The 25,737-nt window shown below is 60.4% G+C and carries 17 protein-coding genes; 8 read left to right on the top strand and 9 right to left on the bottom strand.

Annotation, left to right across the window (positions count from 1 at the left end; genetic code table 11):
* Positions 1–106: 106 nt before the first annotated feature.
* From hypD to QZ383_RS06130, 3 genes are all read left to right on the top strand, one after another.
* Entirely contained in the window at positions 107–1,198 is a 1,092-nt protein-coding gene (gene hypD, locus QZ383_RS06120; RefSeq protein ID WP_192113352.1) for a hydrogenase formation protein HypD, read from the top strand.
* Positions 1,198–2,202, top strand: a complete 1,005-nt coding sequence (gene hypE, locus QZ383_RS06125; protein WP_291443926.1) for a hydrogenase expression/formation protein HypE — start codon at positions 1,198–1,200, stop codon at positions 2,200–2,202. The genes hypD and hypE overlap by 1 nt, the downstream gene beginning before the upstream one ends.
* A gap of 267 nt (positions 2,203–2,469) precedes the next feature.
* Positions 2,470–2,661 carry a hypothetical protein gene (locus QZ383_RS06130; protein WP_192113350.1) on the top strand — a complete coding sequence of 64 codons (192 nt, stop codon included), beginning with the start codon at positions 2,470–2,472 and terminating at the stop codon, positions 2,659–2,661.
* Between the two features lie 169 nt (positions 2,662–2,830).
* Here QZ383_RS06130 and QZ383_RS06135 read toward each other — a convergent pair whose 3' ends face one another.
* The 4 genes from QZ383_RS06135 to QZ383_RS06150 form a co-directional block, all read right to left on the bottom strand.
* Entirely contained in the window at positions 2,831–3,619 is a 789-nt protein-coding gene (locus QZ383_RS06135) for an ATP-binding cassette domain-containing protein (protein ID WP_291443929.1), read from the bottom strand.
* Positions 3,609–4,310, bottom strand: a complete 702-nt coding sequence (locus QZ383_RS06140; protein WP_022659565.1) for a GTP-binding protein — start codon at positions 4,308–4,310, stop codon at positions 3,609–3,611. The genes QZ383_RS06135 and QZ383_RS06140 overlap by 11 nt, the downstream gene beginning before the upstream one ends.
* Positions 4,298–5,314 (bottom strand): ABC transporter substrate-binding protein, encoded by a 1,017-nt coding sequence (locus QZ383_RS06145; RefSeq protein WP_291443931.1) that lies wholly within the window; start codon positions 5,312–5,314, stop codon positions 4,298–4,300. Before QZ383_RS06145 ends, QZ383_RS06140 begins: the two co-directional genes overlap by 13 nt.
* 205 nt (positions 5,315–5,519) lie before the next feature.
* Entirely contained in the window at positions 5,520–6,785 is a 1,266-nt protein-coding gene (locus QZ383_RS06150) for an Nramp family divalent metal transporter (protein WP_291443932.1), read from the bottom strand.
* Positions 6,786–7,089: 304 nt separating this feature from the next.
* Here QZ383_RS06150 and QZ383_RS06155 point away from each other — a divergent pair, with 304 nt between their 5' ends.
* From QZ383_RS06155 to pbpC, 5 genes are all read left to right on the top strand, one after another.
* Entirely contained in the window at positions 7,090–9,180 is a 2,091-nt protein-coding gene (locus QZ383_RS06155) for a methyl-accepting chemotaxis protein (protein WP_291443933.1), read from the top strand.
* A gap of 212 nt (positions 9,181–9,392) precedes the next feature.
* Positions 9,393–11,597, top strand: coding sequence for a polyphosphate kinase 1 (ppk1, locus tag QZ383_RS06160; protein WP_291443935.1), 2,205 nt, complete (start codon positions 9,393–9,395; stop codon positions 11,595–11,597).
* 353 nt (positions 11,598–11,950) lie between these two features.
* Complete coding sequence (locus QZ383_RS06165) at positions 11,951–12,871, top strand: hypothetical protein (RefSeq protein ID WP_291443937.1); 921 nt, start codon at positions 11,951–11,953, stop codon at positions 12,869–12,871.
* Between the two features lie 349 nt (positions 12,872–13,220).
* Positions 13,221–18,962 carry an MG2 domain-containing protein gene (locus tag QZ383_RS06170; RefSeq protein ID WP_291443939.1) on the top strand — a complete coding sequence of 1,914 codons (5,742 nt, stop codon included), beginning with the start codon at positions 13,221–13,223 and terminating at the stop codon, positions 18,960–18,962.
* On the top strand, positions 18,946–21,333 hold the full coding sequence (gene pbpC / locus QZ383_RS06175; protein WP_291443941.1) for a penicillin-binding protein 1C: 2,388 nt from the start codon (positions 18,946–18,948) through the stop codon (positions 21,331–21,333). The genes QZ383_RS06170 and pbpC overlap by 17 nt, the downstream gene beginning before the upstream one ends.
* Positions 21,334–21,563: 230 nt before the next feature.
* On the opposite strand, the gene mutM is transcribed toward pbpC, so the two are convergent.
* The 5 genes from mutM to ffh form a co-directional block, all read right to left on the bottom strand.
* Positions 21,564–22,424 (bottom strand): bifunctional DNA-formamidopyrimidine glycosylase/DNA-(apurinic or apyrimidinic site) lyase, encoded by an 861-nt coding sequence (gene mutM, locus QZ383_RS06180; RefSeq protein ID WP_291443943.1) that lies wholly within the window; start codon positions 22,422–22,424, stop codon positions 21,564–21,566.
* 159 nt (positions 22,425–22,583) lie between these two features.
* The gene (rimM, locus tag QZ383_RS06185; protein ID WP_291443945.1) at positions 22,584–23,150 is read right to left on the bottom strand and encodes a ribosome maturation factor RimM; all 567 of its coding nucleotides are present in this window, start codon (positions 23,148–23,150) and stop codon (positions 22,584–22,586) included.
* 129 nt (positions 23,151–23,279) lie between these two features.
* Positions 23,280–23,510 (bottom strand): KH domain-containing protein, encoded by a 231-nt coding sequence (locus QZ383_RS06190; RefSeq protein ID WP_192113339.1) that lies wholly within the window; start codon positions 23,508–23,510, stop codon positions 23,280–23,282.
* Positions 23,511–23,731: 221 nt separating this feature from the next.
* Positions 23,732–23,971 (bottom strand): 30S ribosomal protein S16, encoded by a 240-nt coding sequence (gene rpsP / locus QZ383_RS06195; RefSeq protein ID WP_192113338.1) that lies wholly within the window; start codon positions 23,969–23,971, stop codon positions 23,732–23,734.
* A 124-nt stretch (positions 23,972–24,095) separates the two neighbouring features.
* Positions 24,096–25,640 (bottom strand): signal recognition particle protein, encoded by a 1,545-nt coding sequence (gene ffh, locus QZ383_RS06200; RefSeq protein WP_227118840.1) that lies wholly within the window; start codon positions 25,638–25,640, stop codon positions 24,096–24,098.
* Between the last annotated feature and the right edge of the window lie 97 nt (positions 25,641–25,737).

Here is a 25,737-nt window from a genome sequence, read left to right on the forward strand (position 1 = left end):
CCTTTCTCCTTGCCGGAACCGCCAGTAATGGCCGAGCCTTTGCCCCGGAGAATGCCGCCAGAGTTTTGCCCGCCGATCCCCTGCGGGTCGTAAAAAAGGAATGCCCATGCAACTGGAAACCGCCTTTCAGAATCCGCAACTGTGCCACAGCCTTCTTGATCGCCTTAACCGCGCCCTTGATGGTCGCACAATGCGCTTCATGGAAGTGTGCGGCACCCATACGGTTGCCATCTTCCAGAGCGGCCTGCGCTCGCTCCTGCCCAAATCGGTAACGCACCTTTCCGGCCCCGGCTGCCCCGTATGCGTCACGCACGATGCGGAAGTAGCCGCCTTTCTGGAGCTTGCGGGCCGTGACCGCGTCATCATAGCCACTTTTGGCGACCTTTTGCGCGTGCCCGGCCCCGGCGGCCTCAGCCTCAAACACGCTCAGGCCCAAGGGGCGCGGGTTGAAATTGTCTATTCGCCGCTGGACGCTCTTACCCTCGCGGCGGCCAACCCCGGCGATACAGTGGTTTTTCTGGGCATTGGTTTTGAAACCACCGCCCCCACCGTGGCAGCCACCCTGCTCACCGCCCAGCAGCGCGGATTGAACAATTTCTGTGTGCTCTCCCTGCACAAGCTTGTGCCCCCTGCCCTGCGCATCCTGCTTGAAGACAGCCAGTGCGGCGTGGAAGCCTTTTTGCTGCCGGGACACGTTTCCACCATTCTTGGGCTGGAACCCTACGCCTTTCTGGCGCGCGATTTTCATGTTCCCGGCATTGTGGGCGGCTTCCAGCCCGCAGACATTCTGCTGGCCCTCTGCCTCATGGCCGAGCAGATGCGCGATGGCAAGCCCGATGTGGTCAATGCCTACCCCCGCGCCGTGGACGACACGGGCAACCCCCGCGCCCGCGCCCTGCTGGAACAGTTTTTTCAACCGGCGGACGCCCTGTGGCGCGGCATAGGCCGCATACCGCAGAGCGGCCTGGCCCTGCGCCCGGAGTATGAGAGCATGGACGCCATGAAGCGCCTTGACCTCACCCTGCCGGACGTCCCCCCCCTGCCCGGCTGTCGCTGCGGCGATGTGCTCAAGGGGCGCATTACCCCGCCGGACTGCCCGCTTTTCGGCAAGCGCTGCACGCCCGCCAATCCCGTTGGCCCATGTATGGTTTCCACCGAGGGCAGCTGCGCGGCCTACTTTAAATATTCGGAGCGATAATGGACGATTGCCTTCTTCTTGATGCTGGCAGCGGCGGCAGAGCCTCGCAGCGCCTTATTGCCCAGTGTTTCATGCGCCATTTTGCCAATCCCCTGCTGGAACGCATGGACGATGCGGCGCTTTTGACCGATATCTCCGGCCCGCTGGCCATGAGCACCGATTCCTACACGGTGACGCCACTGTTTTTCGCAGGCGGCAGCATCGGCAGCTTGGCTGTGCACGGCACCGTCAACGATGTCGCCATGCTGGGCGCACGGCCCCGCTACCTGAGCTGCGGATTCATCCTTGAAGAAGGCCTGCCCCTCGAAACCCTTGAGCGCGTCGTGGCCGACATGGGCGCGGCAGCTCGCGAGGCGGGCGTGAGCATTGTGACGGGCGACACCAAGGTTGTGCCGCGCGGTGCTTGCGACAAGATTTTCATCAATACCACAGGCATCGGGCAGGTGTTTGCCTCGCCCTCGCCCTCGGGGCACAATGCCCGGCCCGGCGATGCAGTACTGGTCAGCGGAGCCATGGGCGACCACGGCCTCACGGTCATGGGCAGCCGCGAAGGACTGTCCTTCCTTACGGACGTGGCCTCGGACTCCGCCCCGCTGAACCACATGATCGAAGACATCATCACCGCTGTGGGCGAGGTGCATGTGCTGCGCGACCCCACACGCGGCGGCCTTGCCACCACGCTCAACGAAATCGCCGAACAGTCGCAGGTTTCCATCCTGCTTGACGAGGTCAGCGTTCCCGTTCACGAAGCCGTGCGCAACGGCTGTTCCTTCCTCGGCATGGATCCTCTGTACCTTGCCAACGAAGGCAAGTGCATCTGCATTGTGCCCGAAAACAGCGCAGAAGCAGCCCTTGAGGCCATGCGCCGCTCGCCCTACGGCAAGGAAGCGGCCCGCATCGGCACGGTAACGGAAGGCAAGGCACAGGTGGCGCTGCAAACCCGCATAGGGGGCCGCCGCCTGCTGGGTATGCTGGAGGGCGCGCAGTTGCCCCGCATCTGTTAGGGCATGCCACTACGGTTCTTTTGCCCCCTGCCCACGTCAGAAAGCCTTTTTATTCCGGTCGAGTAGCATCCGCGCTACACTCCCTCTATAAAAACGCTTTCTTCCTTGGCAGGAGACAAAATACCTCGTAGTGCAACAACCCTAGAATAACTTGCCCCAATAATTTGCCAAAACAATTTGGAAGCAGAGATAGTTACGGAGAATCCCCTGAAGCTGTTGTCTTTGTTTCAACCGAATGCGGGAGCCTCCCGCCTGAAAGGAAAAAATATGGATTCCACCTATCAGCGCGCCATGAACGCCAACGTGACCCCGCAGATTTTCTCCACCATGGTAAGCAATGCGCAAAAGGTGGCCGAAGCCTTTGCCGGTTCCGGCTCCGCCACTGTGGATGCAGAGAGCATTGCCGCCGTGTTCAGCCGCATGGTGGTTGCCCAGATCGAAATGTTTGAAAAGAAATAACCTTCGCTGCACAAGATATGCAAAGGCAGAGGCCGTCCCAAGGGACGGCCTCTGCCTTTTACACGTTGCGCATTCTGCTCTTTGCCCCTGCTTCAGACGGAGCCTGCCAAAACTGCAAGCAAAACAGATGATTATTAGTGTGGGGCGTTTCCCCCGCAAAGAATGCCCGCTAAATAATCCAGGGCGACATGTCCGCCCCTTTGCGCAGGGCCTCGCGCACGTCAGACCAGTGCTTTTCCATATCTTCCAGTCGGGCCAGCAGGGCGTCTTCCGCCGGGGTGCGCGCCAGCACAGCGGACACGGCCCCCTGCTCGAACACCAGCCGCCTGTCTGCCGCCAAGGCCAGTACAGGATCGTGCGTTGCCATGACAATAATCTTGTCCGAGGCCAGCAGCAGATCAAGGGCCTTGCGCTTGTCCACTCCGGCATTTTCAATTTCGTCAATGAGCAGCACGGGCGACCAGCTGAGCAGGGCTGTATCCGCAATCATCAGGGCGCGCGACTGCCCGCCGGAAAGCTGGGTCAACTGCGTACACCCGTCAAAGGATTCGCCAGCCAGTTCGTTGGCGGCGGCAAAAACCCTGGCCGCAGCAATTTCGGGGTCTGGCACCTCGCGGCTCAGGGCGTGGGTGCGCAAAAAATCCATCACGCCCATATCCAGCACAAAATTCATGTTCTGGGTCAGCTGGGCCACCAGCCGCCCCTGTAGATCAAAGCGCGTGTCTTCATCGGGTTCTGCGCCGTTGAGCAGCACGGTGCGGCCAGTTGGGGTATCGCCTGCGGCCAGCGACTCAATATCGCTCAAAAAGCGGCTCTTGCCAGCGCCCGTTGGCCCCAACAGAGCCGTGATTTCACCGGGGCGGAAGTGAATCTGCGTTTTTTCCGGCTGGCCTGCCTTGTCGCGCCCAGGGGTCAGGCTCAGGCTGCGCAGGGCCAGCTCCATATTTTCACGCTCCATGGCCTTCTCCAAATTCCGCCTTTTTGACGTTGCCCTTCTGGTAACGCGCGCCGATGCGCATTTCGCTCAGGCAATAGGAGCAGATGGCTGCGGGCATGGCGAAGCGCAGCCGCATGTCGGTTACGGAGGCGATGTCCGGCGCAATGGCCATGATGGCGGCAAGCTCCGCGCAGCCCTGTCCGGTCAGGCCGTTCACGTGACGGATAACGGCCCGCTGGTTCATCTGCCGGATGCGGTAGCGGTAGACTTCGCGCTCTGCCTGCGAAACCAGATCCCCCTTGGTCACGGCAACCACGTCGGCCAGCCGCAGCATTGGCCCGATTTTTTCCGGCGCGTCTATGCCCATGAGGTTGTCGATGACGCACAGGGCCAAAGCCCCGCGCAGATGCGGCGAACAGCGGTTGCACAGGCCTGCTGTTTCGATAATGCAGATGTCGGCCCCGGTTTCTGCGGCCCAGGCAAAGGCTTCTTCCAGATTGGTGGCAAAAAAGTGATCGGGGCATAGCCCGCCGGAAAGCGCCACGGAAACGGGAATATCCGCCGCTGCGTAGAGTTCGTCGTCTCGGGTTTGCAGGCAGTCAAACTTGATGACGGCGCAGGTTGCGCCCCGCGCCTTCAGGGCCGCGCCAGCCCTGACCACAAGCGAGGTCTTGCCGCACGCGGGCGGCCCCGCCACCGTTATGAGACGCATGCCGTGCCCGCCTGCAACCGCCGGAACTTCAAGGCCAGAATATCGCGCAGGCTGTTCACATCGTTGCTTTCCACAAAATCCCAGCCCACCCATTTGAGTTTTGCCCCTGCGGGCAACTGCGAGGGGCGCGAACCGTCCACAGGGATGAACCAGGCGGCGCTGTCTATGCCGCCAAAGCCATTGGCAAAAAAGTCCAGCACCGGGGCCAGACGCGCTTTTTCTGATTTTTTTGCCAGCAGATAGAGGGGGCTTGCGGCTGCGCCGTCCTCGGGCCAGACAATTTCCACATGCTCCGGAAGTTTGGTGCTTTCGGCAAAAAACAGGGGGATGATAAAGATGCCCCCGGCATCGGGCGCGGCGGTGCCGCAGACCTTTGCCATACGCGAGGAGTGCATGAAGCTTTTGATGTTGGCGGCAAGCCCGGTAACCCCCGGTTCGCCAAAATCCTTGTACTGGTTGAGCAGCACGGCATCAGCCATGTCGTCGCCATCGCCGCACATGACAATCTGCCCGCGATAACGGGGATTCATGAGGTCTGCCCAGTTTTTCGGCGCTGGCAGGCCGTCCAGCTTTTTGTGGTCTACCAGAAAAATGTACGGAGTCACGCCGTAGATGGTATAGGCCCCGGCGGGGTCAATCAGTCCGGCATCGGCGTACAGAGGGTTCAGCACGCGGGGCTGCACGCTTTCAAAAATGCCCGTGTTGACAAAACGCCGCACAAATTCACCGCGCCAGAAGTCGCCGTAGCCAATGGACGCTATAACGGCGGGCAGCTTGTTTGCGTCAGATTCCATATACAGCGGGTCGTAAGGATCAACCGAGGTGCAGCCCATGGGGATATGCGCCGTCAGGGGCGGGGTTGCCGCTGCGGCAATGGCCTCGATTTGCTCCTTGACCACAAGCTTTACCGGGCAGGGGGCATAGAGCAGCAGGTCGGTTTTGCCCATAACGGGGATGTCATCCTGCTGCTGCAATGCCTGCATGAGATGTTCAAGCCTTTTCATGGTGCCTCTTTCCGCAAAAAGTTTGGGAACCGCTCTGGGTAGAGCAAGGAACATGCCGATGCAAGGCTCAGCTCAACATACCGATATGTAAGTTAATTTACCTTTCACCCTCAGCCGGAGTCCAAACAATATTGTACCGCGACCACAGTTCGATACAATATTGGCGCGCAGTACGGCACATGCGGGGGCAGTCTGTGAAGTACCGCTAATCCAGCGCGCTGAAGAGCAGCATGATGTTCAGCACGGTCACGATGCCCGTGAGCGTGTAGAGCAGCAGCTTTGTGCCCTTGCCGTTGGCGTATTTGCCCATGACCTTGGGGGACGATGTCAGCGCAACCAGCGAAACCATGGTGATGGGCAACTGCACAGAAAGAGCCATCTGCGAAAGCAGCAAGCCCTTGAAGGGGTCGCTGGTCAGCCAGATGAGCACAAGGCCGCAGCCCAGCGAGCCAACAATGCCCATGACGCTGTGCTTGTCCTTTGTATTGTAGGCCTCGCCCGCCATGCCCGATGTCATGATGCCGCCCGCCATGCCCGAGGTGACGGACGAGGCCACCCCGGCAAACAGCAGGGCCACGGCAAAAATCACGGAGGCGTTGTCGCCCAGCAGGGGTTTAAGCAGGTCGCGGGCCTGTTCAAGTTCCGTCACGTGCTCCCCCGCTGTCCAGAACACAGCGGCAGCCAGAATGATCATGGCGCTGTTGATGGCCCAACCCACCAGCATGGCAAAGAGCGTGTCAAAAAATTCATAGTCGAGCCTTTTTTTGATAAAGGCATCGCCCTCAAGATTCCACTGGCGACTCTGAATAATTTCGGAATGCAAAAAAAGATTGTGCGGCATGACCACCGCGCCAAGCACGCTCATGATCACCAGCATGGAACCTTCGGGAAAGGCTGGCATCACCCAGCCCACGGCAGCCTGAGGGAGCCATCCGGCAGGCACCAGCCATAGCTCGTACAAAAAGGCGATGCCGATCAGCGACACAAAGCCGATGATCCACTTTTCAACCTTGCTGTACGAATTAAACAGCAAAAGGCCGCCAGCCAACAGGGCCGTGAGGGTTGCGCCAATGGGCAAAGGGATGGAAAAGAGCATGCGCAGGGCAATGGCCCCGCCGAGGATTTCGGCCATGCTGGTCATGACCGAAGCGCCAAAGGCGCTAAACAGTACAAGCCGACCAATGGTGCAGGGAAAATACTCCGTTATGGCCTCGGCCATGCATTTGCCCGTCACAATACCCAGATGCGCCGCATTGTGCTGCAATACAATGAGCATAAAGGTGGAAAGGCTCACCATCCACAGCAGGGAATAACCGTATTCCGCCCCGGCGGCCAGATTGGCGGCCCAGTTGCCGGGGTCGATAAATCCCACTGTCACCAGCAGGCCAGGCCCAACAAATTTGAGGAATTCTTCGCCCTTATGGGTAATGCCCGACACATTGCACTTACTCCAAAAGCTTGTTGCACTCATGCAAAAACCTTCCCGATCTTTAATTTGATTAACCGGCGGCACGCAGCCTGACCGCGCAGCAACACCGGATGCTGACGTATTGCAACCTGACGGTATACGCACTCATGGGCAGCAGGCAAGCGCGACCTGCCCCTCTTGCGCGCACGGGGGATAATGCGTATGTGTCGCCATCCCCCATCGCCTTTTTCATGTTACATTTGCATTTCAGATATTAAGCTTCTGGAAAACAAACCGATAGCTTAGTTATGCGTCAGATCCGCCAGGCTGGACGCACGTCCATTTCAGATTGAGCAGGAGCCTTGCTATGACTATCAGACTGCGCGTTATCCTGGGATTCCTTTTTACAATTATTGTGATGGCAGCAGGCACCCTGCCCTTCATGGTCATGACCATGCGCAACAATGCAGAGGAAAGCTATATTTCCAATTCCTCAACCCAGTTGCGTCTCATGAACAACTATGTGGAAACATTCATCAGCGGCGCAGAACGCGACGTTGCCCTGCTGGCGCAGGAACCTTACATTGCTGAAGCTGTAGGGCTTTTCCCCAACTTCTCCAATAATAAAGAAGCCGATGTTTTTCTTCGCGCCGATCTTTCGGTAGATGCCTTCAAAACTGTTCAACCTCTTGTGAGGCTTGACGAAGGCTCCGAGGATTACGTGGAAGCCTACGCAGGCTACACTGACGGCAGTTACGCAACCTCTGCCGACAATGCCAAGGTGCCCGCTGGCTACAATACCAGCAAACGCCCCTGGTACACGCAGCGAGCGGCTTCTACGCAAAAGGTCGGCCTGGCCGACAGCTACCTTTCCATCTCTGGTGAGCTGGTGGTGGCCATCACGCACAAAATGTTTTCGCGCCGGGGCGACTTTACAGGCGTTCTGGGCATCGACGTTTCGCTCAACGGTCTGTCGCAGCGCTTTGCTGAGCTCAACTTCGGCAAGACCGGCTACTTCATGCTGCTCGAAAACACGGGGCGCATCCTCTGCGACCCGCGCAACAAGGATCTGACGGGCAAAATCATTGGCAAGGACATACAGGATCCCGGCCTCGTAAAGCTCTTTGGCACCAAGGACGGCTCGCTGCAAACCGTTGTGAACGGGCAGGAAGTGCGCGCCAATGTGCTCACAACAACGCACGGCTGGAAGATTCTCATGCTCCAGTCCGAAGAAGAAATTTTTGCGACCACCAACACCGCCGTGCGCGCCAGCGTGGTCATTACCCTCAGCGTGGCCCTGATCATGCTGCTGATCGCCTGGGCCATCGCGCGCTCCATCAATCGGCCCCTGAGCCTTATTGTTAAAGAGGCCGACAAGGTCGCCACCGGTGATCTCAACGTGAACCTTGACGCCCGGCAATTCTACGGCGAGCTGGCCGAGCTGTACGCTGCCCTGCTGAACATGGTTGGCAACCTGCAGGAAATGATCACCACTGCCCGCCAGAAAGGCGAGGAGGCCGAGCAGCAGACAGCCCTTGCAAAAGCCGCCACAGAGCAGGCCGAAGAAGCCCGCAAAGAGGCGGAAAACGCCCGCCGCGAGGGCATGCTCTCTGCCGCCATGCAACTGGAAGAAGTGGTGAAGGTCATCTCCTCCGCGTCCAACGAGCTTGAAGCCCACATAGGCCAGGCCAACCACCTTTCGAGCGAGTCGGCCCTGCGCCTCGGCGATGCTGCCACAGCCATGAATCAGATGAACGCCACAGTGCGCGAGGTGGCGAGCAATGCCTCGTCCGCTTCAGACATGTCTGACCAGACCAGGGCCAATGCCGAAAACGGTGAAAAAATTGTGCAGCAGGCCCTGCAAAGCATTGACCGCGTCCACTCGGTTTCCATGGCGCTCAAGGATGACATGGGTACGCTCAACGAGCATGCCCAGGCCATCAGCCGCATCATGAATGTTATTTCAGACATAGCCGACCAGACCAACCTGCTGGCCCTCAACGCCGCCATTGAAGCGGCCCGTGCTGGCGAAGCCGGTCGCGGATTTGCAGTGGTGGCCGATGAAGTACGTAAACTGGCGGAAAAGACCATGGCTTCCACAAACGATGTGGGCAACGCCATTGCTGCCATCCAGCAAAGCACATCCAAGAGCGTGCAAAGCATGGACAACGCCCTTGAGCAGGTGCAAACCGCCACAACGTATGCCAACAAATCGGGCGAAGCCCTGCGCGAGATCGTCAACAACGCGCTTTCCACAGCCGATCAGGTGCGCGCCATCGCAACTGCCAGCGAGGAACAGTCCGCAAGCAGCGAAGAGATCAACAAGTCCATTCTTGAGGTCAACGAACGCTCCGAGCAGACGGCCCACGCCATGAACGCCGCTTCCGGCTCTGTGGCGGATCTGGCAACCCAGGCCAACACGCTGAGTCAGCTGGTGGCCGACATGAAGCGCGGCTAACGCGACACATACCTTGCAACACCCATCGGGGCGTCCGCCATGCAAAGGTGGACGCCCTTTTTATTGGCGCGTGGCAAAAGCTGCAGAGCCTTGCCGGCGCATCGACAAATACGGGCTTGCGCCACGTAATTGTAACAAATCCATCATACATAACAGTCGTAAGCGCGGGTAGTTATTGCCCTGCCGTTTTACCATTGCCTCGGGAGCATACGATGAAGCCTTCGGCTGTTATGAACAACAGGGAACTGAGCTGGCTCAGCTTTAACGAACGGATATTGCAGGAAGCCCGCGACCACTCCACGCCGCTTATGCAGCGGCTGCGCTTTCTGGGTATTTTTTCCAGCAATCAGGACGAATTCATCAAGGTTCGCGTGGCTTCCCTTGTGCGCCTTACTCGCTCCAAGAGCAAAATAAAGCCGCTGCTCATGGGCGGCTTGACCCCGGACGAAGCCTTGCAGCGCGTTAATGACAAGGCCGCCACCGCCCAAACGGCCTTTCGCGAAACCTATGAGGAAGTGCTGGATGCCATGGAGCACGAGGGCATACGCGTGCGCGATGAAACAGAACTCAGCGAAGGCCAGGATGCCTTTTGCCGTGGCTATTTCGGCAATGTGGTCTATCCGCAGCTGGTGCCGCTTATTCTGAACAAATCCGCCCGGCTGCCCTTTCTGCAAGACAGCCAGATATACCATGCCGTCAAGATGGAGTCGGACGCAGCGCCGGGCAAATGCCGCTATGCGGTGCTGCGCATCCCCGTCAACGCCGCCTGCCCGCGCTTTGTGGAAATGCCCTCGTCCCCAGGCTGCCACGACATCATCTTTGTGGACGACATCATCAGACTGTGCCTGAACAATATTTTCTTCATGTTCAACTACGACCGCATTTCCGCATACACCTTCAAGGTAATGCGCGATGCGGAGCTGAGCCTTGACGACGATGTGTCCAAAAGCCTCATTGAAAAAATGGAAGAAGGCCTGGAGCACCGCCTGCGGGGTCGCCCCGTGCGCCTCATCTACGACAGCGCCATGCCAGAAGACCTGCTCTTTCTGCTGGCCTCAAAACTCAACCTCAAAAAAAGCGAGCTTGACCCCGGCGCGCGCTACCACATGATGCGCAGCCTCATGAACTTTCCGCGCGTGCGGCCAGATCTGGAAAACGCCGTCATGCCCGCCCTCACCCATCCGGACATCAAACCATTTTCCAGTATTCTCAAGGTGGTGCGCAGCAAGGATATTTTGCTGCACTTCCCCTACCATACTTTCAATCATGTGGTGGAATTTCTGTGCGAGGCGGCCATCGACCCCAAGGTGACGGATATTTCCATCACCCTGTACCGCACTGCTGACCATTCACGCATCATCAACGCCCTTATAAACGCAGCGCAGAACGGCAAACGGGTTACGGCCTGCGTGGAGCTCATGGCCCGCTTTGACGAAGAGCGCAACGTCAAAAGCATCGACATGCTGCATCAGGGCGGGGTGCGCGTTATCCACGGCCTCAAAGACCTCAAGGTGCACAGCAAGGTCATTCTTGTTGAGCGCGCCGAGGGCGGCAAAAAAACAGGTTATGTCTATATCGGCACCGGCAACTTCAACGAAGACACAGCCCGCCTGTATAGCGACATGGGCCTTCTGTCCGCCAATCCCGGATTTGCGGAAGACGCCCGCACCATCTTCAATTTTCTCAATGCCTCGCACAAGCCGGTTTCGTGCCGGGAGCTGGTGGCGGCTCCCCAATGCATGCGCGCCTTTTTCACCAACGCCATCGAGCGCGAAATACGTTATGCCAAGGCCGGGAAAAAGGCCTATATCCACGTAAAGCTCAACAGCCTTACCGATGATTCCATGATTCGGCTGCTTTACCGCGCCAGCAAGGCCGGGGTTGAAATACGCCTTATCGTGCGCAGCGCCTGCTGCCTCAAGCCGCAGATTCTGGGGCTGAGCGAAAACATCCAGGCTATCAGCATTGTGGACAAATTTCTTGAGCATGCGCGCATTGCGCTCTTTTGCAACAACGGCAGCGAGCTGGCCTATATCTCAAGTGCCGACTGGATGCCCCGTAATCTTGACCGCAGGCTGGAGGTGGCGGCCCCTGTCCACTGCCCGGCCCTGCGCCAGAATCTGCGGGATATTTTCGACATTCAGTGGGCAGATAACGTCAAGGCCCGTATTTTAGACGGCACCGGGGTCAACAAATACAGCAAGGGCGAATCCGTGGCCCCCTGCCGCTCACAAACGGTGCTGCACGAATATTACAGCCGCATGGCCGCCCACCCTGCGGCAGATGCGCCTGTGGCCCAAGCCAAAACCAGCCGGGCAAAGAGATCGCGGTCATCCGCTGCCAAAAGCCAAAGGCCCGCGCGCACGACACCTGCCACCACGCGCGACGATATGGCTGTCTCAATGACCGAAACTTAGCGCTGCCTGCCATTCAAAGGCCTGGCTGCTCTGCCTAAGCGCTGAAAAAAACGCTCCGATATGCAGGCAGTCAATGCAAAGCAGCTCTGAAGGCGCAGGCTTTCCTGCACCACTCGCCCTAAAAACCAGTGTATATTCCTGCGGTCTTGGTGTAGTCTTGCCGAACCGCGCCTCAAGGCGTGCGGTAACTACCGCAAGGCATTTCACCCACTGCCGCAAGATCAGTTTACGAATGAGAGAGTTAACTGCTCTGCAAGGATTTTTCTGAAAATCCTTGTCGCGAAATGCGAGCAGGCAGGCTTTGCCTGTCGTAAGCGAGTATTTCAAGTGTTCAACGCTCTAGAGGAGACAGAGTGAAACCCAGTATGCTTGCCGCCATTGACGTGGGCTCCAATGCCATACGCTTTCTCATCAGCAATGTTGAAGAGCTGAGCCCCGACAAGCCAGTCAAAAAAAACGCCTATCTTCGCATTCCCATTCGCCTTGGGACGGATGTTTTCCTTTACGGGGCCATCTCTGAACAAAAGCAGGCCGCCTTTGTGGACGCCATGATCGGCGTTGCCCACATCATGCGGGCCTACGGGGTTGACCACTACCGCATCTGCGCCACCAGCGCCATGCGCGATGCTGCCAACGGGCAGGACATCATGAATCTGGTGCGTGAAAAAACAGGCCTGCGCATAGATATCATCAGCGGGCTGGAAGAAGCGCAGATTCTCTTTAACGCCAATGCCCTTGCCCGATACACCGATGTGAGCAGCGCCCTGTATGTGGATGTGGGCGGCGGCAGCACAGAGGTGGTGGCACTGCGCGACGGCAAGCTGCAAGAGGCTTTTTCCTTTCAGCTCGGCACGGTGCGTATTCTCGCCAAGGCGGTGAACCCGGCGGAACGCGAGCGATTTACCGCAGAAATGCGCAGACTGGGCGAAACCTATGCGCCGGAATGCGTCATCGCCTCTGGCGGCAATATCAACAAGGTTTCAAAACTGCTTGAAAAACGGGATGGCAAGCCCGTTGGCGCGCCGGAACTGCGCGCTCTGTACAAGGATCTGCTGGCCCTGCCGCTAGAAGGCCGCATGGAAAAGTACGGCCTCAACGCCTACCGGGCGGACGTTATTGTCCCGGCACTGGACATATTCCTCGGTGTGGTTGACATGTCGGGTGCAAAGCAGCTTGTCATACCCAAGATAGGCCTTGTGGACGGCATCATCCGCCATATGTGGCTCAATGCGGACAACCTTGAAGACCGGGCCTGCCCCAGGTTGGCGCACTAGGCCTGCGTACAAATCAGCGCGGGTCAGCCGGATCAGGGCACGACGTAACGCACGAGGCTGCCGCGATTCCGCATGTTTTGTGTGCGCAGATAAATTGCCACACAGCACACCACTGCACACTTTTCATCTATCACGGCTTGCGCCTCCCCCCGGCGCAATTCGGCTGCCCCCGCCCCTGTTTCACGACCGCCGTAGACAAATACTGCCGAATCCGGCATTCATAGCATAGCACCTGTTAACGCCTAGCGTTAGCGGACGCTTCCTTCATAATTCCACCTGTTTTGCAGCGCTCCGGGCCATGCGGGCACCGGATTTTCGCTCCTGCCCTTTACCGCACTGCGGAGGAATCATGCCGACAACGCCACTGCGTTTCCTGCTCATAATTCTGGCCGTTTTTCTGCAAGCCGCTCCTGCTTTGGCCGGGCCTGCCTACCGGGTGGCCGCGCCCAGCAATCCGCAGGAGGACAACTGGCTGCGCCGCGAAGGGTTTTCCATAACTTTTCAGGTGGATGAAGCCCGCTGCAAAAAGGAATACGGCGCGGACTGGTCGCGCCAGTGCGCCTCTTCCCCCGCCGGGGAGGAGGGCCGCGTTGTGGAGGGCGTGCGCATGACGCCGCCAGTGGCTGGCGTGTGGCGCTGGACGGACGACTCCACCATGGAATTTACCCCCAAGGAGCACCTGACGCCCGACACCCGCTACGCCATTTCGCTGGAAAAAATGGCTTTACCGGGACGGTTCTCTCTCAAGCGGCAGGCCGTATACGCCACCCAGCCCCAGGCCGTGCGCGTGGGCAAGGAAACCTTCTGGATTGATCCCTCGCCCAAGGGCGCGCATGCCGTTTCCGTGCCCTTGCGCTTTATCTGGCCCGTAGGCACGCAGGATATGGATGGGCGCATCACTATCACTCCCAGCGATGCCAAAAGCGGCTTGGCCCTCGGCGCGCCCCGCCTTGTGTGGAACGAACGCCGCGACGAGGTGGTTGTCACCGCGCCCGTCACAGCCCTGCCGGAAAACAATGCCGCCGCCCGCATCAGCATCAAGGGTTTGCCCGCCTTTGCCGAAGGCTCGGGCAAATGCGTGGTCGTTGCGCCCAAAAAGGATGCCAAGGCTCCGCCGAGCGTGGAGGCCCTCTTCTCCATCACCGGACGCGCCCGCCTGATGGATGTAACTAAAATTACCATTAATCCCGTCTATGACGACAAGCTGGACAAAAAATTCCAGCTCGAGGTCAAAACCACCCTGCGCGTCCTGCCCACAGAGCTGCTGCGCAAGCTTGAGCTTATCCAGTTGCCCCGCAAGCTCACCGCCGAAGCCGGGAAAGACGCTGACTGGACAAAAATGCCCGCCATCAGCCCTGATGACGTTAAAAACGGCACGCGCCTCAAGCCGGAGCTGATGCAGGCAGCCGATGAACCGGCAGACCGTATTTTGCTGCGCATTCCCGCAGAGGCCGGGCGCGGGCTGCTGGCCGCCGTGGACAAGGGTCTGCCCTCCACCGCAGGGCCGGAAACCGCGCAGGTGCGCCGCTTTATCATGACTGTACCATCCCTCGGCACCGAAGTGGGCTTTTTGCAGCCCGGCAACGTGCTGACCCTGAGCGGCCAGAAAAAGCTGGATATTTACGCCACGGGTCTTACCTCTGTGGCCTGGCGCGCCGAGCGCGTCCGCGATCCTTTTCTGGCCCTTGCCGCAAAGGAATCCGGGTTTGAATACCCCACGGCGGATATGGACGTCATGAGCGAGGTAGTGGAAGGCCGTATTGAAGTGCGCAAGGAACAGGCAGGCGCTTCTTCCTTTCCCGTGCTTGATCTGGCCCCGCTGCTGCGCGGCGGCAAGGAGCCGGTGCACGGCCTCATGCGCATAGAGCTGACAGGATACAGCGGCGATAAATCCATTGCCTATGCTGCCCGCCTGCTGCTGGTCACAGATATGGGTCTGACCGTCAAAATGGCGGGGGACGGAGCGCGCACGGTCTTTGTGCAGCATCTGGGCACAGGCCAGCCCGTACAGGGCGCGGAGGTGCGCCTGCTGGGCCTTAACGGTTTGCCGCTGCAAAGCGCCGTCACCAACGCGCAGGGCCGCGCCGACCTGCCGCCCGCCAATGGCCTTGAACGCGAAAAACGCCCCGTGGCCGTGGTGGCTCTGGCCCCCGCAGCCGGAAAAAACGCCAACGCCAGCAAGGACGTTGGCCCGCAGGATCTGGCATGGCTCTCGCTGGACGATGCCACCCGCATGGTGGATTACAGCAACTTTGCCATTTCAGGCCGCCACACCTCGGCGGATGGCCTGAGCGCCTCGGTTTTCAGCCAGCGCGGCATCTACCTGCCGGGCGAAACCCTGCACTTTGGCTGCATTGTGCGGCGGTTTGACTGGCAGCCCATGCCCGCCGGTCTGCCGCTGGAGGCAGTGCTTGTCAGCCCCACCGGGGCGGAGGTCATGCGCCGCGCCTTTACCGTGGGCGAAGACGGCCTCAATTCCTTTGACTGGGCCTGCCCCGAAGATGCAGCCGTTGGCTCGTACCAGCTTGATGTACGCCTGCCGGGGGACACTACCCGATCCGGCGCTTCTCCCGTGTTGGGCAGCACCCGTGTACGCGTTGAAGAATTCCAGCCCGACACTCTGGCCCTTGCGGCCTCGTTTACGCCCGCAGCGCCCAAGGGCTGGATACGCACCGGGCAGGACGCCCCGGCTGTGGAAGCGCAGGCGCGGCTGGATAATCTGTATGGCGAACCTGCGGCCAATCACCGCGTTCAGGCGACCCTGCGCACGGGAAAAAGCCGCCTGCACTTTGCAGGCTACGAAGACTATACATTCTATGAACCTGCGGGCTTTGAAGGCGAAGGCCAGTCTCTGGAACTGCCTGCGGCCTTTACCGACAGCAAGGGCATAGCCGCCTTTGCCCTGCCTCTGGGCAGGCTGCAGGCCGGTACCCTGCGCGGGGCCGTGCAGATAGAAGGCTTTGAGCCTGCGGGCGGCAGGGCCGTTACCCGCCAGCTTGATGCGCTGTTCTCGCCTCTGGCGGTGGCCCTTGGCTACAAGCCCGAGGGCGAGGTCAACAACCTTGACTATATCCCGCAAAACGCCAAGGCCTCCCTGCGCCTGTTGGTGCTGAACAACGACCTTGCACCTGTCACGCTTGCCAAGGCCGAAGCAGTCTTTTCCGCCCGGCGCTACGTCAACAGCCTGGTGACGGATTCGAGGGGTGAATACCGCTACGATGCCACGCCCGTTGATACGGAACTGACGCGCAAAACCCTTGATCTCGGCGCGCAGGGTCTCTCCCTGCCCCTACCCACCACGGATGCGGGCGATTTTCTGCTCACCGTGCGGCAGCCGGACGGGGCCGTGCTGGCGGTCATTCCCTACACGGTGGCTGGCGACAGGCTTGCCCAGCCTTCGGCACTTTCCACCGAATCCCTTGCCAAGGGCGATCTGCGCCTCAAGCTCGACAAGCAGCAGTACGCCCCCGGCGACACCATCAAGATGCGCATTTCCACGCCCTATGCGGGCGCGGGCCTCATCACCATTGAACGCGAAAACGTACTGGCTCAGGCATGGTTCACGGCCCAGGCTGGTGAAAGCGTGCAGGAAATCCACATTCCCGCCGATTTTCAGGGTCGGGGCTACGTGAACGTTTCCTACGCCCGTTCGCTGGATTCGGACGTGGTCTACATGAAACCGCATGTGGTCGCCGTGGCTCCCTTTATGGCGGGCATTGACCAGCGCGATCTGGGCCTTGCCCTTACCGCCCCGGCGCGAGCCTTGCCGGGCGATACCGTCACCGTGCGGCTTACCTCACGGGTGCCGGGCCGCGCGCTGATCTTTGCCGTGGATGAAGGCGTGTTGCAACTCACCGGCTTTACCACGCCAGACCCGCTGCGCGACCTTTTGGGCGACCGGGCGCTGGATGTGAGCACCGCCCAGATATTTGACCTGCTCATGCCCGACCATGCGCGCCTGCGTGGGCGCATTCCCGGTTTCGGCGGCGACATGTCCGGCCCCGGCGGGCGCTTCCTCAATCCTTTCAAACGCAGGGGCGAGCCGCCCTTTGCCCTGTGGCAAGAGATTGTGCCCGTGGACGCCAAGGGTACAGAGGTGCGCTTTACCGTGCCGCAGTACACCAGCGGCAAAATCCGCATTATGGCCGTGGGCAGCGCCGCGCCCAAGCAGGGTCTTGCCCTGGCAGGCAGAACAGAGGCTTCCATGGAAGTGCGCGGCACACTTATTCTCAAACCTCTGCTGCCGCTGGCTGCCGCCCCCGGCGACGAGTTTGACGGCGCGCTGGTTGTGGCCAACACCGTTGAAGGCAGCGGCCCCGGCGCGAGGGTGCGCGTGAAGATGGAAAGCGCCTCCGGCGGCTTGGCCTTTGCTCAGGAACCCGCCCCCCAGACTGTGACTGTGGACGAAAACGGCGAGGCAACCATCAACTTCCGCATGCGGGCGCAGGATATTCTTGGCGAAGCCGCCGTGCGCTTTACCGCGAGCCTTGAAAATCCCAAGGCAGACAAGGCCGGGCCAGACAACATCGGGGCAGACAAGCCCGTCATCCGCATGCAGACGGTATCCATACGCCCGCCCATGCCGCGTCTGCGCACGGAGAGCGTTACCCCGCTGCGCGGCCCCACAAGCGTTGACGTGCAGCGCAACCTGTATCCTTTTGAGGCTCAGGGGCAGGCCAGTGTGGGCGCCATGCCCGTGCTTGCCCTGCGTTCGCTGCTTGCGCGGCTGGACACCTACCCTTACGGCTGCACGGAGCAGCTCATCAGCCGCGCCATGCCCTACGCGGCCCTTCTGGGTTCGCCCGAGGCGCGGCACGAGGTGTTGCGCAATCCCAACATCAGCCCCGAAGCCATGCTCAAGCGCGGCAACAAGGTTATCAGCGCCGCATTGAGCGCCATCATGGGCAACTTTACCCAGTATGAAGGGGTAAGCCTGTGGCCCGGCGGTACGGCCAACGACTTTGTCACCGCCTACGCGGCGGACTTTCTGCTGACCCTGCGGGACAGCGGAACCGTCACGCCCGAGGGGCTTTCACACAACCTGCTCGATACGCTTGAATCCATTGTGGGCCGCTCGCCCACAGACATGGCCGATGCCCGCGTCAAGCTCTACGGAGCCTGGATTCTGCAACGCGATGGCCGCATCATGACGCAGGATCTGGAGCGCATCGAGCAGTGGCTCAAGGACAACTTCAAGGGATGGGAAAATGACATAGCCGCCGCATTTCTGGCGGACAGCTACGACATGCTGCGGCTGCGGCGCAGGGCCGAGCAGCGCATGCCTGCGACACTCACCCGCTGCGATGACGAATTCATGAGCAATGGCGCAGTCCGGGCGCTGCATGCCCTCATGGTGGTGCGTCACTTCCCGGAAAAGAAAAAACAACTGCGCATGGCCGACCTGCTGGACAGCGCCTTCAGCACCAACGCCACTACTGTGGATATGGGCCTTGGGGCCAGAACTCTGCTGGCCATGGGTGAAGCAACAGCCCTTAAGGCGGACAGCCTCAGCCTGACCTGCCAGCAGTACGCGCAGGGCTTTACCCCGGCGGAAGGCAAGGCGTCGCCCCTTGGCGGAGCGTTTGTTCTTGATGCGCCGGGTTGCACCCGCTACCGCGTCGAAATGCCGCAGGGCGAGCCATTGCTCAGCCTGCTGGTCACCACAGAAGGTTTTGACCGCGCGGTCATGAGCGATGCCTCCAATGGCATCAGCCTGCAACGACGCTATCTTGATTCCAAGGGTGAGGCCATTACCACGGCCAGACTTGGCGATGTCATCACCGTTGAACTGGCGGTTCAGGCCAGTGGAGAAATCAACAACGTGGTGTTGCTGGATCTGCTGCCCGGCGGCTTTGAACCCGTGCTGGAAAAGAACGGGCAGAGTCAGCCGCAGGACGGGCTGGTGCGCTACGAACGCCGCGAGGACAGGGGCATCTTCTTTGTGAATCTGAACGGCGACCGCCAGACCTTTACCTACAAGGTGCGGGCGGCCTCCAGAGGGCGCTTTGTACTGCCCGCAGCCACAGCGGAAGCCATGTACAACCCGGCTGTAAACGCCCGCACGGGCGGCGGTAATGTCACTGTCGAATAAGCTTCTGGTTCGGTTCCGTATGGCTTTGCCGCTTGTGCGGAACCGGGCTGCCCATATGCCAGACGCCTTCTGCGCCCTGCTGCGGCGCAGAAGGCGTCTGGCACTTGCCGCATGCGTACTGGCTCTGCCGCTGGCGGCCCTGCTGCTCTGGCTGGCCTTTGCCCCCTGCCCGCACCCGCTGGCGGGAGTGGAGTTCTCGCGCATGGTGCTGGACAAACGCGGCGGCATCATGCGGGTCAGCCTTAGCGCCGATCAGAAATACCGCATCCGCACACGGCTGGCGGACATTCCCCCTGCTGCCGTGGATACCGTTTTGCGCTACGAAGACAGATTCTTCTGGCACCACCCCGGCATCAATCCCCTTTCGCTCTTCCGCGCCGCCGCAGGCATCGTGACGGGAGGCCGCCGCATGGGCGGCTCCACCATCACCATGCAGGTGGCCCGTCTGGCATACGGGCTGGAAACCGGCAAAATGGGGGCCAAGCTGCGGCAGATGCTGCTGGCCCTGCAACTGGAATGGCACTTCAGCAAGGAAGAAATCCTCGAGGCCTATTTCAACCTTGCACCATACGGCGGCAATGTGGAGGGTCTGGGCGCGGCGGCGGTGTGCTATTTTCACAAAACAGCCGCCCAGCTCGCTCCTGCGGAAAGCGCCGCCCTCATGCTCGTGCCGCAGAACCCCTCCCGCCGCAGGCCGGCCCGTGACAACAAGGCCTTCAGCCAGGCCGTACACAGGCTCAACGAAACGTGGTTCGGCAAAAAGGAATCCGCTCCCCTGCGCGTCTACAGCCCGCAGGACATGCCCTTTGTAGCGCCGCATCTCAGCACGGAACTGCTGCAACGCCCCGGCGCGGATATACTGCGCACAACGCTGGATACCACGGCCCAGCGCCGCATAGAGCGCCAGCTTGCCCGTTTTGCAGCGCGGCACAGCGCCTACGGCCTCACCAACTGCGCGGCCCTGCTGCTGCACTGGCCCAGCATGGAAGTGCGCGCCCTAGCTGGATCCGCCGATTTTTTCAACAGAGCCATCGAAGGACAGGTGGACGGCACGCGCGCGCGGCGCTCCCCCGGCTCCACCCTCAAGCCCATGATCTACGCTCTTGCGCTGGAGCAGGGCCTCATCCATCCGCAAAGCCTGCTGGCAGACACGCCGCACAGCTTTGCAGGCTATGATCCGGAAAATTATGACGGCGCGTTCCGTGGCCCCCTCTCCGCTGCCGAGGCCCTACGCGCCAGCCGCAACGTGCCAGCCATAACCCTCGCAGCCAAACTGACCCGCCCGAGCCTGTACGAATTTTTGCGCCGCGCCGGGGTGGAGTTTGCCGATGGCGCAGACCACTATGGCCTGTCGCTGGTGCTTGGCGGGGCGGAAGTGAGCATGCGCGAACTGGCGGGCCTGTATGCCATGCTTGCCAACAAGGGTGTGTGGCGGCCCCTGCGCTTTCTTACGGACGAAGCCCCGTCAGCGCCCGCCCTGCCGCTGCTGACGCCGGAGGCTGCCTTTGTGACCCTCACCATGCTTGAAGCTCCAGACCCGGACAAGATGGCCCGCTCGCAGGGCGGCTCAGTGCTGCCCGTGCGGCTCAAAACCGGTACGTCCAACGGCTTTCGCGATGCCTGGGCCGTGGGGCAGTTCGGCCCCTACGTGCTGGCCGTGTGGGTGGGCAATTTCAACAATACCGCCAATCCGCTGCTGGTGGGCGGCATGGTGGCCGCGCCGCTGTTTATGGATATGGCCCGCGAGCTGGCGGCGGCGGAACCCATGGCAGACCCCTTCCGCGATCCGGCCCCCAGCCTCAATGTGGAAAAACTGCGCGTCTGCGTGGCAACGGGCGACCTTGATACGAGCCTCTGCCCGGAAACCACGCTCACATGGTTCATCCCCGGTGTGTCGCCCGTGGCGCCCTCGGGCGTGTTCCGCACCATCCTGATAGACAAGGCCAGCGGTCTGCGGGCCTGCGCCCCGCAGGATGGCCGCACGGAGCAGCGCGTATGTGAATTCTGGCCCAGCGATCTGGCTCGCATGTTTGCCCGCGCGGGCATGCCCAAACCGCCGCCACCGCCATTTGAGGAGCAGTGCCGCCGCGAGCAGAAAATATCCGGTCAGCCGCCCACCATCATTCAGCCCAAGAGCGGACTTATTTACCGCCGCACTGCGGACGCGCAAAACGGCAGCATGGTTTTTATAGCCCATGCCGAGGCTGGCGTGAACGAACTTTTCTGGTTTGCCAACGATAGCTATGTGGGCAGCACCGCACCGGGCGAGCCGCTGCTCTGGCAGGCCACGACAGGAGATGTGAGCGTGAGGGTGGTGGACGATGCGGGCAGGGCCGCACGGCGGAACATCCGTGTGAGGGCCGCGCCCTAGGGGCTGTTCACTCTATGGCTCTTTTGTCCCCTGCCTGCGTCAGGAAACCTTTTTATTCCGGTCGAGTACCAAGGAAGTACACTCCCTCCATAAAAAGGCTTCCTTCCTTGGCAGGGAACAAAATTTTTCATAGAGCCTGGAACATTTTCAATGTTAATCTGCTCTTGAGGGGAGCGGTCGTTTGACGTTCGGGAGTGTTGCGGGGAAAAGAAGCAACCGCCCGCTGAATGCTACTTCTGGCAGTGGGGGCAATACACCGTGGCGCGGCCCGCCACCTTGATTTTTTCAAGGGCTCGCCCGCAGGCCTTGCAGGCCTGACCGTTGCGGCCATAGACGGCAAAGCTGTTCTGGAAAGCGCCCACATTGCCGTTGGCGTCGCGGTAATCGCGTATGGAGCTGCCGCACTGCGATATGGAAAGCTCCAGCACATCCTTGAGGCAACGTAACAAACGGCTGCGCTGCGCTGCGGAGAGCGAGGCGGCTTTGCGGCGCGGGTCAATGCCTGCGGCAAACAGGCTTTCGTCCGCATAGATATTGCCCACGCCTGCAATGACCTTTTGATCCAGCAACACTGCCTTGATGGCCGAATTTCTGCCGTCAAGCCGAGCAGAAAAGGCGGCGTCCGTCAGTTCCAGCGGCTCGGGCCCAAGCTCCCGCCAGAAGCTCCACTGCTGCATGGTTTGCGGCGTTCCTGCCAGCAGCAGGCCAAAGGCCCGCACATCATCAAAAAAAAGGCGGCGTTCCCGCCCCTGCGCGTCCGTGAGGTCAAACACGCAACGCGTATGCGGGCCGGGCGCGGTATGGGCGGCATAGGTCATGAGGCGGCCCGTCATGCGCAGGTGCAGGGCAAGGCGCAGGCCGGTTGCGCCGCGCAGCTCAGCCCTGGCAGCTTGTGCGGCGTCCAGCTCAAGCAGCAGCAGTTTGCCGCGCCTGCTCACGCCAGTGATGACGCAGCCCTGCAAATCCTCGGGCCTCAGGCTCAGAGGGTGCAGGCTTGAATCACGCAAGAGGGTTGCACCCGTGATGACGCAGCCTTCCACATGAGGGCGCAAGGTGCGCGCCACTGTTTCAACTTCTGGCAATTCCGGCATGATCATTCCTGTACGTGGCTGGCGGTGCGTAAATGACTACAGGGGAAGAACCTTCCGCCGAAAGTTCCTCCCCCGTTCCTGCGCGGCTCATGCCGCGCACCAAATATTGCCAGCCAGAGCAGCGGCAAAAATCTTGAGGCGCACAGCCTGCGCCGTGCCTTAACTGTTTTCTGCCTTGTCCTCGGCCTTGCTCTCGGCCTTGCTCTCGGCAAGATAAATATCCAGCAGCCCTTCGGGCGGGTCAATGACCACGGCGGGAATTTCCAGGTCAAAACCCGCAATAAATTCAGGCCGCGCGGGAAAGAGCACTTCCTTGTCGTCATCGGTCATGATGACCCACATTTCAAGGCCTGCGGGGTACTCAAAATGGTCGAGCCTGCCAATGCGGGCACCGTCGGGCAGCACCACATCGCAGCCGAGCAGATCTTCCAGATAGACCTCATCGTCATCAGGTTCCGGCAGATCCTCGCGCCGCACAAACAGCTTGCAGCCGCGCAGGGCTTCTGCCGCTGTGCGGTCGGCCACGCCCTCAAGCAGGAGCAGGGGCCGCTCCTTGTGGCTGCGCACAGCCGCAATCTTGACACGGCGCGGCGCATCCTTGCCCTTCTGCAGCCAGAGGGGGGTATCCAAAAGCAAGGGGGAGTCCGCATGCCAGTCGATGCAGATCTCCCCTTTGATGCCGTGGGGCCGCGCCAGCGTACCCATATGAATCCAGGTTTCCGTCATACTTCCAGTTCTGCCGGCTTTCCGGCGGGCTGAGGCGTAGCTGCAATGCCAGGCATTGCAGCAGGCGGAACCGGGTTTTTCCCACTCCCCGCTTCCCTCAGGAAGCAGAAGTATGGAAAGAACGCGGCGCTACTCCAGAATTTCCAGCACTGTGCGTTTTTTGCACTTGATGGAAGCGGCGCTCAGAATGGTGCGCATGGCCCTGGCCGTGCGCCCCTGCTTGCCGATAACCTTGCCCAGGTCTTCTTTGGCGACCTTGAGCTCAAGAACCGTCGTCTGCTCGCCTTCTACTTCGCTGACTTGCACTTCTTCGGGATTATCCACCAGGGATTTGGCAATGTATTCTATCAGGGCCTTCATGTGTACCTCCAGTGGGGGTCAGCCAGTGGGCCGGGGGCGCGCCAAGCGCGCCCCCGGCTCAAACGGGGCCTGCTTGCAGACCACCGCCGGTTCTGATGAACCGGGACAGATATTGCCTGAGCTTTCCCAAAAAACAGCCAGCAGCAAAGTTCTCCTTCAGGGCATGCCTGAAAGAGATTTGCCGTAGGCTCTGCGCTGCCGCAAAGATAAGCCCAATAAACTTAGCCCAGGTGCTCTTTGATAAGAGCGCGCACGGTGTTGGTGGGCTCAGCGCCGCGACCCAGCCATTCCTTGATCTTGGCGGCATCAAGCTTCACTTCAGCCGGATTGACCATGGGATTGTAGTAGCCCAGGAATTCCAGCGGACGGCCATCACGACGGGTTTCGTCATTCGCGGCCACCACACGGTAGAAGGGGTGCTTTTTGCTGCCGAGGCGGGTCAATTTCAACTTTACTGCCATGAGTCCAACTCCCTTTGATTGATGTTATGTTAGCGTTGCGCCCGGGAAAGGGCAAGGGCGGGAAGCCCTGGCGCAAAGAGATTCATCGCCGCGCGTGGCGGCGCTCCTTGCCCCGTAAATATTGTTACTTTTTCTTGCGCTTGGGGCGCTCTTTTTTCTTGCGCTTTTTGGGCGCAGCCTTGGTTGCGCCAGCGCGAGCGCCGGGCATACCTTCCATGCCGGGCATTCCAGGCATTCCCCCCATTCCCGGCATGCCGGGCATTCCGCCCATGCCGCCAAGATTGGGCATACCACCAAGCCCCTTGGGCAAGTTCATGCCTGGGGGCATGCCGCGCATGCGCGGCATGGCGGGCATTTTGGCGCCCTTGCCGCCCATCATGCCCTTCATCATCTGGCGCATCTGCTCAAACTGGCGCACAAGCTGGTTGACCTGGGCGACAGTTACGCCTGCGCCCTTTGCTATGCGCGCCCTGCGGCTGCCGTTGAGGATGTCGGGATTGCGGCGTTCAGCCATGGTCATGGAACTGATGATAGCCTCAGTGCGCGCCATTTCCTTTTCAGGCATGGCCCCGCTGGCCTCGGCCAGCTTGTCGCGCAGGCCGCCCATGCCGGGGATCATTTTAAGGATGCTGTCGAGCGAGCCGAGTTTTTTTATACGGCGCATCTGAGTGCGGAAATCTTCAAGATCAAAGCTGGCCTTCTTCATCTTGAGGGCCAGTTCTTCGGCTTCTTCTGCGTTGATGGCGCTCTGCGCCTTTTCAACCAGGGTGAGCACGTCGCCCATGCCGAGGATGCGGCCAGCGATACGGTCGGGGTGGAAGACTTCCATCTCCGACAGTTTTTCGCCCATGCCCACAAATTTGACGGGCGCGCCCGTAACCGAGCGGATGGAGAGAGCAGCGCCGCCGCGCGCATCGCCGTCCATCTTGGTGAGCACAACGCCGGTGATGCCGAGGCGCTCGTTAAAGCTTTCGGCCACGGTCACGGCGTCCTGACCAGTCATGGCGTCGGCAACAAACAGAATTTCCTGCGGCTGCACGGCCTGCTTGATGGCGGCCAGCTCCTGCATAAGCGGCTCGTCCACATGCAGGCGGCCCGCAGTGTCGATCAGCAGCACGGTGGCCTGCTCTTCGCGGGCTTTTTCAAGCGCGGCCTTGGCAATATCCACGGGGTTCATGTCCACCGTGGAGGGGAAGCAAGGCATGTCGAGCTGCTTGGCCAGCACGGTCAGCTGGTCAATAGCCGCCGGGCGGTACACGTCGGCAGGCACAAGATAGGGCCGCAGCTTCTGCTTGCGCAGAATATTGGCGATCTTGCCCGCAGAGGTCGTTTTACCAGAGCCCTGCAAGCCCACAAGCATGATGACCGCAGGTTCGCGCCCTTGCAGATTCAGCCCGGCGGTTTCGCCGCCAAGCAACTGCACAAGTTCATCGTTAACAATCTTGATGACTTGCTGGGCAGGGCTCACGCCCTTGAGCACCTCTTGCCCCAGGCACTTTTCGCGCACGCTTTCCACAAAGTCTTTAACGACCTTGAAGTTGACGTCCGCCTCAAGCAGGGCAAGGCGCACCTCGCGCAGGCCAGCCTGCACATTTTCTTCGGTAAGCTGCCCGCGCCCGCTGAATGTGCGGAATACGCCTGAAAGTCTGTCGGAAAGGCTCTCGAACATGAAGTCCCCATTGCGCCGCAGCCTCTGCGGCGAAAAAATCGGCGCTTTCGCGCCCGCCCTGCGCCAGCCGCTGTTCACACAGTGCAGCCGCGCATTG

Source organism: Desulfovibrio sp. (assembly GCF_019422935.1).
In the GTDB taxonomy this organism is placed as follows: Bacteria; Desulfobacterota; Desulfovibrionia; order Desulfovibrionales; family Desulfovibrionaceae; genus Desulfovibrio.